The sequence below is a fragment of the Streptomyces sp. NPDC055013 genome, assembly GCF_053608645.1.
In genome coordinates this window covers 1-2,882 of the sequence record NZ_JBSGVW010000086.1, presented here as the reverse complement: position 1 = coordinate 2,882, position 2,882 = coordinate 1, and the positions used below count along the sequence as shown (strand labels likewise).

Below are 2,882 nucleotides of genomic sequence, written 5' to 3'. Positions count from 1 at the left end.
CCGCGAGGCTCACGCGGGTGCCGGCGCCGTTCGCTTCGGCCGTGTGAACATGCTGTGCCGAACACACGAGCCCCCGATGAACCTCCTGTCACACCCCCGGCGTACGCTGTATGGCTGTCATAGGCCGCCCCTGCCGCTCCCCCGCGACGTCGCGGCACGGTCTGGCCACGGGGGGAAACACGGGGAGTTGTGGTGCTCGAGGGTCTCGAGGACGTGGGGTCGCTGACGGCGGCCCCTTGGATCTATGTGGTGGTGGGCCTGTCGGTCCTGCTGGACGTGTTCGTACCGGTGCTGCCCAGCGGCGTGCTGGTGATCACGGCGGCTACGGCGGCGGCCGCCGGTTCGGGCGCGGCGACCGGTCAGGTCCCCGGGGAGGTCCCCGACATCCTGGCCCTGACGCTCTGCGCCGCGACGGCCTCCGTCCTGGGTGACCTGGTCGCCTACCGCCTCGCCTGGCGCGGCGGCGCCCGACTGGACCGCGCGATCGCCCGCTCCCGCCGCCTGACATCAGCGCAGGAACGTCTCGGCACGGCCCTCGCCCGAGGCGGCGGCGCCCTGGTCGTACTGGCCCGCTTCGCCCCCGCCGGCCGCTCGGTCGTCTCGTTCGGCGCCGGCGCCGCCCACCGCAGCCCCCGCGACTTCCTTCCCTGGTCCGCCCTGGCCGGCCTCGCCTGGGCCGTCTACAGCGTGGCCCTCGGCTACTTCGGCGCCCAGTGGCTGGGAGCGACGTGGCTGGCGACGGCGGCGTCGGTGGGGGCCCTGTTCGCGGCGGGGGCGCTGGCGACGTACCTGGTGCGGCGCCGGCCGGCATAAGCCGATGTGACGTTGAGTCGCCGAATGGACACATGGCGTGCACGATTGGTCCCACCGCTGCCGCGAGGAAAGGGACCCCCTGACATGAGTGCCCGCGCGCCGAAGGCGACGAGACCAGCGCAGCGCGCCCGCGTGCGCACCGCCCTGGCCGGACTTTTCCTGGCGGCCACGGCTGCCGCGACGCTGGTCTCGTGCGGCGGGAACGACGAGGGCGACGGCGCCGCCTCCCCCAGGCCGACCCCCACGCCCCCCGATACGGCCTCGTTCTCCGGCACGGCGGCCACGGCCCTCTCCTCGCTCGAGGCGTCCGCCCGCGAGCGGGCCTCCGCCGCGGCCTCCTCCGCCTCCGCCCGTGCCTCGGAGTTCGAGGCATCCGTATCGGCGGAGATCGTACGGGCCAACCAGGCCGCCCAGCGGGAACTCGAGGACGTCGACGGCCGCGGCAACGCCACCGCGGACGTGTCGCTCACCGGAAAACCGCGCGCCCAGACGGGCGGTCTGCTGGCCGTCGTCGTGAACATCACCAACCGCACCGACGAGACCGCGTCCTACGCGGTGCAGGTCGACTTCCGCGACTCCGACGGCAAGGTCGCCGAGACCCGGTTCGTGGGCGCGGAGGACCTCGAACCCGGCGAGAAGGCCCAGCCGCTCGCCATCAGCCGCAAGCCTCCCGAGCCGCGCCTGACCGCCGAGATCGCCAAGGCGCAGCGGTACTGACGCCCACCGTCACCGGAGGGCGCGTCATCTCGATCCGGTGGGCTGCGCAGGAACCCTCTAGCCCGCCCGGCGGGCGGCCTGCCCCCGGATCTCCAGACCGGCCAGCAGGTCGGCCGTGGCTTCGGCGATCACATCGACGGCGCGGTCGAAGACCTCCTGGTTGTGCGCGGCCGGGGCCCGGAAGCCGGAGACCTTGCGGACGTACTGCAGGGCGGCGGCGCGGATGTCTTCCTCCGTCGCCTCTTCGGGCAGCACGGGCGGACGAAGTGTCTTGATGCTGCGGCACATGCCTCACAGTCTCCCTCGAACTGGGCCATGTCTGCCATGATCACGCCCGAGGCGGCCACCACTGAGGGGCCGACCGACGAGAGGAACCGCATGACGGCGCATCGCACGACGGCGAACGACCGGCTCACGGTGGCGGTACTGGGCCCGGGCGGCATAGGCGGCCTGCTCGCCGCACTCCTGTCCAGGTCCGGGCACCGCGTCATCTGCCTGGCCGGCGACGAGACGGCCAAGGCCCTGCGCACGACCGGCATCCAGGTCCGCAGTGGCCTTTTCGGGGACTTCACGGCTCAGGTGGAGGCGGACACCGAGCTCCGCGAACCCGTCGACGCCTGCCTGATCACGGTCAAGGCCACCGCCCTCGACACGGCCCTGGCCCGCACCCCGCGCGCAGCGCTCGGCGACGCCCTGATCGTCCCCTTCCTGAACGGCGTGGAACACCCGGAGACCCTCCGCGCCCACTACCGCCCGGAGCACGTCACCCCCGCGGTCATCCGCGTCGAGTCGACCCGCGTGGCGCCCGGGGAGATCGAGCACACGAGCCCCTTCGCGGAGATCGACCTGACGGGCGACACCGTCCCCCGCGACCGCCTCGGCGCCCTCGCGAAGGCTCTGGACGCGGCCGGACCCACCACCCGCGTCCTCCCGGACGAGACGGCGACCCTCTGGGCGAAGATGTCCTTCCTGGCCCCCTTCGCCCTCCTCACCACCCGCCACGCCCTCCCCCTCGGTGACGTACGCACGCACCACCGCGAGGAGTTGACGTCCCTGGTCGAGGAAACGGCAGCCGTCAGCCGTGCCTGCGGCGGCCCCGCCGACCCGGCCTCGGCCCTCGCCCGCTACGACGCCTTCCCGCCCGCCACCAAGTCGTCCATGCAACGCGACGCCGAGGCCGGTCGCCCCCTCGAACTGGACGCGATCGGCGGAGCGTTGCTGCGAGCCGCCGAACGCCACGCGGTACCGGCACCCGTGACTGCACGCCTGGTCGGCGAGTTGAGGGCCGCGGGCCACTGACCGCCGCACACCGGTTGCGACTGAGCGCTCCGGCCGGCCAGTTGGGCCGGCCG

At 73.5% G+C, this 2,882-nt stretch carries 4 protein-coding genes; 3 read left to right on the top strand and 1 reads right to left on the bottom strand.

Going from position 1 to position 2,882, the window contains the following annotated elements; all coding sequences use genetic code 11:
• The first annotated feature begins 192 nt into the window (after positions 1-192).
• Positions 193-813 carry a DedA family protein gene (locus ACWGDB_RS41890; protein ID WP_453827285.1) on the top strand — a complete coding sequence of 207 codons (621 nt, stop codon included), beginning with the start codon at positions 193-195 and terminating at the stop codon, positions 811-813.
• Positions 814-897: 84 nt separating this feature from the next.
• Positions 898-1,530: a hypothetical protein gene (locus ACWGDB_RS41885; RefSeq protein ID WP_453827284.1), complete on the top strand. Its 633-nt coding sequence runs from the start codon at positions 898-900 to the stop codon at positions 1,528-1,530.
• A 57-nt stretch (positions 1,531-1,587) separates the two neighbouring features.
• Here the strand turns inward: ACWGDB_RS41885 and ACWGDB_RS41880 are convergent, their stop codons facing one another.
• Positions 1,588-1,818, bottom strand: a complete 231-nt coding sequence (locus tag ACWGDB_RS41880; protein WP_453827283.1) for a DUF2277 domain-containing protein — start codon at positions 1,816-1,818, stop codon at positions 1,588-1,590.
• A 90-nt stretch (positions 1,819-1,908) separates the two neighbouring features.
• Here ACWGDB_RS41880 and ACWGDB_RS41875 point away from each other — a divergent pair, with 90 nt between their 5' ends.
• A complete protein-coding gene (locus tag ACWGDB_RS41875) occupies positions 1,909-2,829 on the top strand; it encodes a ketopantoate reductase family protein (RefSeq protein WP_453827286.1) in 921 nt (306 codons plus the stop codon).
• The last annotated feature ends 53 nt before the right edge of the window (positions 2,830-2,882 follow it).

Coding starts and splice junctions, on each gene's coding strand:
- ACWGDB_RS41875 (WP_453827286.1), top strand. CDS start 1,909: ATGACGGCGCATCGCACGACGGCGAACGACCGGCTCACGGTGGCGGTA.
- ACWGDB_RS41880 (WP_453827283.1), bottom strand. CDS start 1,818: ATGTGCCGCAGCATCAAGACACTTCGTCCGCCCGTGCTGCCCGAAGAG.
- ACWGDB_RS41885 (WP_453827284.1), top strand. CDS start 898: ATGAGTGCCCGCGCGCCGAAGGCGACGAGACCAGCGCAGCGCGCCCGC.